The sequence below is a fragment of the Curtobacterium sp. Csp1 genome (assembly GCF_013347185.1).
Map to the genome: position 1 here is coordinate 262,977 of NZ_CP054594.1, position 6,782 is coordinate 269,758.

The following is a 6,782-nucleotide window of genomic DNA, read 5'->3' on the forward strand; positions in this document are numbered from 1 at the left end:
AGGTGGGCGCAACCGGTGTCCACTGCGAAAGGAGTGACCATGACCGCCTACACCGTCGCGATCGACGACACGACTGCTGCGTGGAGGACCGTCGACTGGATCGTCGATGTCGTCGATCCCCTGTCCGACAGTGTGCGCCTGCTCACCGTAAGCGAGTTCTACGGCGAAGCACTGGCGCGATCCGAGGAACGGCTCGCCGCAGCCGAGAAGCGCATCCGCACGGCCCACGGCGGACTCGCCGTCACGCACGTCGTGACCGGTGGTCCGACCACAGACCGCCTCGTGTCGGACGCCGCAAGAGGCGACGTGCTCGTGATCGGCGGCAACCAGGTGCACAAGTTCGTCGCTGCCGTGCGGGGACGCGTCGCCGAGCGCGTAGTGGCGCACGCCGTCACCCCGGTCGTGGTGGTCCCGGAACACTGGGAGCGTGCTGACGGACCGGTCGTCGTCGGTGTTGACGGGCGGTCCGCTTCCGCCGCACTGTCCTGGGCCACCGACTGGGCCGCCCGAGGCCACCGGGACCTCGCCTTGGTACGCGCTTGGGCAGTACCCGTTCCGGTCGAACCCTACGCAGCTGTCTACCTCCAGGAGGACCGCGACCTCTGGTCTCAGGGAGCTGACCTCGAACTGCAAGCCGCGCTCCGCGCCGTGGGCGCCGTGCAGCCCGGTCTGCACGTCACCGGCGAGACGGTGGAGGGTCACGCCCGCGACGTCGTCCTTCGATCGTCCCGCGGTGGGTCGTTGGTCGTGGTCGGGCGGCGGCACCGCACCGCCCTCGGAGGCTTCCTCACGGGGTCGGTCGGCGAACGGCTCATGCACGACGGACACGCGCCGGTCTGCATCGTGCCCGAACCGGAGCACACCGACGCCGGCGCCGAGTCCGAGCACCGTTCCGAACCCTCGCACGCAGAGGTGCGGTGATGCGTGACGGCACCGTCGTCGGGACCGAACACATCGTGGTCGGCATGGACGAACACGAGGCCAGTGACCGAGCGGTCGACTGGGTCGCCGTACGGCGGCTCGTTCCCGGAAGCCGCATCGAACTCGTCACCGCCTCGAACGGGTGGGGAGGCGACCGACCAGCCCTCGACCGGCGGCTCGACCGCGCCGCCGAGCGCGTGTCTGTGGCGCACCCCAGGGTGGGCGTCGCAACGTTCCGACTGGCGGGGTCGCCGGATCGGATGCTCGCGGACGCGGCATCGACCGCTGACCTGCTCGTGATCGGGAACCGGCGTCAGCACCGTGTCCGGACGGCACTTGATGGGTGGATGCCCGAGCGCGTGCCCACGCTCGCCAGCGGTCCGACCGTCGTGGTCCCCGAGGACTGGCGTCCGTCCCACGGAGACGTCGTCCTCGGGGTCGACGACGCGACCGGTGACACTGCCCTCCGCTTCGCCGGCGTAGAGGCGATCCGTGAGCACCGGCGGCTCAGCCTGGTGCGCGCGTGGAAGGTCGCCGTCCCGGCCCGCGTCGGCACGTTGAGCGCCCTCGAGGAACCCGGACTCGTCGAAGCGCACGCCCGGGAGGTGCTGGGCGACGCCGAACGGCTCCTCCACACCCGGTTCCCCGGCCTGCAGCACCGTCCGATCGTGGAGGAGGGCGACCCAGCCGACGTCCTCAACAGGTACGCCGAAGATGCGTCGATCGTCGTACTCGGACGACACCACACATCGATGCTCGGAGGTCGCTTCTTCGGCTCCACCGCGCACGAGCTCATCACCGGGTCGCGGACGCCGGTGTGCATCGCGCCGCTGCGGACACCGGACCCGCGCCGATGACGAATCGCACGGCCCCGCCGGCGATGACCGTCGACGCCGCGGAGGGACTCAGTTCGGCAGCCGCGTCTGCGCGTCTCGTTGAGGACGGGCCGAACGCCGTGGGCACATCGGCGCCGAGTCTCATGCGCACGATCGGCGGACAGTTCCGCAACGTCGTCCTCCTCCTCCTCCTCGGTACCGCGGTCGTCTCCGCCGTGCTCGGACAGGTGCAGGACGCCATCGTGATCGCGGTCATCCTGCTCACGAGCGTCGGGCTCGGTGCGGTCAACGAGTACCGATCCGCCCTGGTGTCATCGGCGATGACCGACCGGCTGCGGCACACCGCGCGCGCGCTCCGTGATGGCGTCTGGACGACCGTGGACGTGCGCGACATCGTCGTCGGTGACCTCGTCCGCCTCGGAGTCGGCAGCGTGGTGCCCGCCGATGCGACCCTGGTGTCGGCGCAGGATCTCGAACTCGACGAAAGCGTCCTCACGGGAGAGTCTCGCCCAGTTGAACGACGCTCTGACGAGCTCGTGCTCCAAGGGGCGGTCGTGGTATCAGGTTCCGGCGATGCGCGGGTCAGCGCCACCGGCAGGGCGACGGAGTTCGGCGGCATCGCGGCCGGTCTGCGTTCCCGAGCACCCGAGACGGCGTTCCAGGCCGGCTTGGCGCGATTCTCAATGCTGCTGGTGTGGGTCGCCGTGTCGTTGATGGTCCTCATCGTCGTAGCCGGAGTCGCGTTCTCTCGGCCGCTGCTGACGACGGTCCTGTTCGCGCTGGCGATCGCCGTCGGGGTGACGCCGCAGCTGCTCCCGGCTGTGGTGAGCACCGCGCTCGCCTCAGGCGCCCGACTCCTCAAACGGTCGGACGTCCTCGTGAAGCGCCTGGTGTGCGTCGAGGATCTCGGTGGCGTCGACGTCCTCGTCACCGACAAGACCGGCACGCTCACCTCCGGCGGCCTCCGTTTCCAGGACGCGTTGGATCCCACCGGCCGACCGGCCCCGACGCTTCTGGGCGTGGCCCGCGCCACCGTCCCACCCGACGTCCCCGACGGAGGCACTGCTGGGTCCGTCGCTGACGCCTTGGACCGCGAGATCCTCGACGCGTCGGTCGACGTGGCGATCGGAACCTTGCCGGTCGTCCTCGCGACCCGACCGTTCGACCACGAACGGATGACCTCGTCGGCGCTGGTCCTCGAACACGACGGCAGCCGACGCTTGATCGTCAAGGGCGCTCCGGACGTGGTGCTGGCGCAGTGCACCGACGTCGCATCTGCTGGCCATGAGACCCTGCAGCGGCTGCTCGCCGCCGGTCACAGAGTGATTGCCGTCGCGACGGCAATCGTGTCGGGATCGACGATGACTGCGGACCCGCTCGGAGTGAACGATTCGTTCGTCCTCGAGGGGTTCCTCGTCTTCGAGGATCCGCCCCGCCCGGGCGTCGCCGACGCAATCTCCGCGTTACGCGATCTCGGCGTGCAGGTCGTCGTCGTGACCGGTGACGACCCGGTGGTCGCCGCCGGTCTCGCTCGCGACGTCGGCATCCCCGTGGGTTCCCCGATGCTCGGGAGCGAAATCGGTCCCACGGGGAGCGGGCCGTCAGCTGCCCGGGTGCTCGACGCCGGCGTCGTCGCCCGGGTCCGCCCGGCGGACAAAGCGGCCGTCGTGCGCGCACTCCGCGACGCCGGGAAGACCGTCGCCTTCCTCGGGGACGGTGTGAACGACGCCCTCGCGCTGCACGCCGCAGACGTCGGTATCTCGGTGCTCTCGGCGACCGACGTCGCCCGGGACGCAGCCGACGTCGTGCTGCTCGACAAACGCCTCGATGCTGTCGCCACCGCCGTCCGGACCGGTCGCCGCGTGTTCGCAAACACCCTCAAGTACGTGATGATGGGCACTTCGTCGAACATCGGCAACATGCTCAGCGCTGCCGTCGCCGCGAGCTTCCTGCCGTTCCTCCCGCTCCTGCCCGCGCAGGTTCTCCTGAACAACCTCATCTACGACCTCGGCCAGCTGGCAATCCCGTCAGACCGTGTGGATCCGGAACGACTCACTGCTCCCGCGCGCTGGGACGTCGGAGCGGTCCGTCGGTTCATGCTCGTCTTCGGTCCGGTCAGTTCAGTGTTCGACTTCGTCACGTTCGCGGTCCTCCTCGGCGTGGTGCACGCCGGCCCGGCGGAGTTCCGAACGGTCTGGTTCGTCGAGTCGCTCCTCACCCAGTCGCTGGTCGTGTTCGTCGTGCGGACGAACCGCGTGCCGTCCTGGCGCAGCCGGCCGGGTCGGTGGCTCGCCCTCGGGGCGCTCGGTTCAGCGGCCGCCGGCGTCGTGCTGCCGCTGAGCCCGATCGGCGCGCTCGTCGATTTCTCGCCGCTCCCCGGCACCCTGCTCATGGTCATCGCCGTCATCGCCGTCGTCTACCTGCTCCTCGTCGAGGGTCTCAAGGCGTTCGCGTTCCGGTACGTGTTCCGGAACGACTCCGGGGCGCACCGCACCGCACACCACGTCCGCCGGCTCGCCGCCCGATTCGGTCGGGCTCGGTGAACGCAGGCTCGGCGCGGCCCGCATCCGTGGGACTTCCGGCCCTCCGCACGAACGACGGTGTGTCGCATGCTGATCCGGACGGGCGACGAACCGGATCGAGCACCTCGTTCCGCCCCGCAGACCAGGAAGGCAGAGCCATGGACGCAGCGGCGACCGCACCATCGGACGGAGCACAGGATCCGCAGGCGCACGGACCCAACCAACCCGACATGACACCTCTGGACGAACTCGTCGTCACGCTCGACGCGGATCAGTGCTGGGAACGGCTGCACCGTTCCCGGATTGCCCGCGTTGCGTTCCGGACCGAGGAGTCCTTGGAGGTCATCCCGGTGAACTACGTCGCCGAGACCCGGCAGCTGGTCTTCGCGACGTCGAGCAACGTCATCCTCGACGCTGTCCAAGCAGGGCGCGAAATCGTCATGGAAGTGGACGAGCACGACGGCTGGACCGCGTGGAGCGTGGTGGCGAGGGGAATCGCACACATTCCCGACACCCGACACGTGACGGCGCAGCGGATCCGTTCGATGCTGGCCACGCCGAAGCGGGCCACCGTCGTGCTCGAACCCACCAGTGTCACTGGTCGCCTCTTCGACCAAGCCGCTCCGTGACCCCCGCTCCTGGCGGTGACGCGCCACCGGACGGGAGGCGTGGTGCGGCGCCGCACCGCGCCTCCCGTCCGTCACGACTGCGCTGGGTCCTGATCATCGCCGCGCCGTTCCTGGTCGCCGTGGCCGTGGTCATGGCCGCGCCGCACGCGGACGACGCGATCCTCGTCCTCCGCGAACTGCCCCCGAGCGCCTCGATCATTGCCGGAGCGGCGCTCTTCGCCGAGGCGGCTTCCCTGACGGCGGCGTCACGCGCCACGCGTGCCGTCCTGGGGCCCGACGCGCCGGCGTTCCGGCACGTCCTCGCGGTCGACCTCGTCGCGCAGGGGGTCCGCAGCGTGCTGCCCGGCGGCGCAGCGACCTCTGCAGGCTTGCGCATCTCGCTCCTGCGACGCTTCGACGTGCCGGTCCCGATCGCGGCATCCGCGGCCACAACCGGGGTCGTCGTGTCGAACACCGTGCTCGGCGCACTCTTCATCAGTGGTGTGGCGCTGACCGCCTGGCACGGCCGTCCTTCCCCTGGTGTCACCCTCCTCGTCGGAGCTGTGCTCGTGCTCGCCGTCGCTGTCGGTCTGGGTTGCGCGCTCGTCGCTCGCCGAACCGATCGCGTTCGGAAGGGGGCCGTGCGGTTGACGGCGCCGCTGCGGCGAGCCGTCGGGCATCCGTCGGAAGCAACCATCGTCGGCTACGTCGACGGACTGGCCCTGGGGATGAGTCAGCTCCGATCGGCACGGACGCTCGCGACCCTGCTCACCTGGGTCGGATGCAACTGGGCTGCCGATCTTGTGGCCTTCGGGCTCATGCTCGTTGCTGCGGGCGCTCGACTCCCGTGGCCGGTCGTCGTCCTGGCGTACGGCATCGCGAACGTCCTGGCCACCGTTCCGATCACGCCCGGGGCGCTCGGGCTGGTCGAGGGAGCCGCAGTGACCACGCTTCACGTCGCAGGGGTCCCGACGTCGGTTGCGCTGCTCGGCGTCCTCGGCTGGCGTGCCGTCGAGTACTGGCTACCGATGCTCGCCGCGCTGGTCGTCGCACCGTTCTTGCTCGCCTCGACCCGCCGTCGCGGTGGAGCATCGTCTTGGTCTCGGCTGCGTTCTCGCCAACTCACACCTCGCCGCTCGTACCGAGGGCCTACCCGATGACGAACACCGCCGCCGGAGCGAGCGCGAGGAGCACGACGAAGCATCTGGACCTTGACTGCACCCGGACCGATCCGGGCGGCACGAGGATCGCCGGCGGGAGCAAGACCAGCCGGCAGAGGATGCTGCCGCCGGTGTGGTCGCTCTCGCGTCTGACGTCTCGCGACGTCGTCGGGGAGCGTGACCCGGGCGCCGTGGCGAGTGGACAGAGCTCCTGGAACGAGCCCGCGGTCGCGGTGCAACATCGGAGAAGACGAGAGCCTGCGCACAACCAACTGGCACTTCAGCGGTGCGTGATGGCTGCAGGGGAACGAGCCGAATGCATGCCGAGCGGACGGCCGAATGCGTGCGTCAGCATGTGCTGTCACCTAGGACGTTCTGGAGTTCTAGATGTACCCGGCCGTGACGTTGGTGACACTGCGGGGCTTGTGACTCAGCGAGGCCTCCTGGCTTGATGGAGCTGTCTAGTTCTGCCATCGCCAGGAGGCCTCTGTGTCCCACGCTAATGCCCGTCTGACCCTGCACGGCCGGCGGCTGCTCATTACTCGCGTCATTGATGACCGTCGTCCCGTCGCGCACGTTGCCAAGGAGCTCGGCATCTCGCGTCAGTGCGCGCACCGGTGGGTTCGTCGGTTTCGGGCTGACGGCGCCATCGGATTACTGGACCGGTCAAGCCGCCCGCTGCGGACACCGACGAGAACGAGCCCGGAGCGTGAGGCAGCGGTCCTGACCGCGCGG

General features: G+C 69.7%; 6 protein-coding genes. All 6 read left to right on the forward strand.

Annotated elements, in window-relative coordinates; all coding sequences use genetic code 11:
* Nucleotides 1-39: 39 nt before the first annotated feature.
* On the forward strand, nt 40-921 hold the full coding sequence (locus HUN58_RS01240) for a universal stress protein (RefSeq protein ID WP_208745306.1): 882 nt from the start codon (nt 40-42) through the stop codon (nt 919-921).
* Nucleotides 921-1,778: a universal stress protein gene (locus tag HUN58_RS01245; protein ID WP_208745307.1), complete on the forward strand. Its 858-nt coding sequence runs from the start codon at nt 921-923 to the stop codon at nt 1,776-1,778. Before HUN58_RS01240 ends, HUN58_RS01245 begins: the two co-directional genes overlap by 1 nt.
* 23 nt (nt 1,779-1,801) lie before the next feature.
* Entirely contained in the window at nt 1,802-4,300 is a 2,499-nt protein-coding gene (locus HUN58_RS01250; RefSeq protein WP_254631715.1) for an HAD-IC family P-type ATPase, read from the forward strand.
* A gap of 137 nt (nt 4,301-4,437) precedes the next feature.
* Nucleotides 4,438-4,908, forward strand: coding sequence for a pyridoxamine 5'-phosphate oxidase family protein (locus HUN58_RS01255; protein WP_208745309.1), 471 nt, complete (start codon nt 4,438-4,440; stop codon nt 4,906-4,908).
* The gene (locus HUN58_RS01260) at nt 4,905-6,047 is read left to right on the forward strand and encodes a lysylphosphatidylglycerol synthase transmembrane domain-containing protein (RefSeq protein WP_208745310.1); all 1,143 of its coding nucleotides are present in this window, start codon (nt 4,905-4,907) and stop codon (nt 6,045-6,047) included. Before HUN58_RS01255 ends, HUN58_RS01260 begins: the two co-directional genes overlap by 4 nt.
* Nucleotides 6,048-6,536: 489 nt before the next feature.
* The coding region (locus tag HUN58_RS01265) for a leucine zipper domain-containing protein (RefSeq protein ID WP_254631673.1) at nt 6,537-6,782 on the forward strand (246 nt) is incomplete at its 3' end.

Bases quoted from the DNA above. Each gene is read 5' to 3' on its own strand.
- HUN58_RS01245 (WP_208745307.1), top strand. From the start codon at position 921: ATGCGTGACGGCACCGTCGTCGGGACCGAACACATCGTGGTCGGCATG.
- HUN58_RS01250 (WP_254631715.1), top strand. From the start codon at position 1,802: ATGACCGTCGACGCCGCGGAGGGACTCAGTTCGGCAGCCGCGTCTGCG.
- HUN58_RS01240 (WP_208745306.1), top strand. From the start codon at position 40: ATGACCGCCTACACCGTCGCGATCGACGACACGACTGCTGCGTGGAGG.
- HUN58_RS01255 (WP_208745309.1), top strand. From the start codon at position 4,438: ATGGACGCAGCGGCGACCGCACCATCGGACGGAGCACAGGATCCGCAG.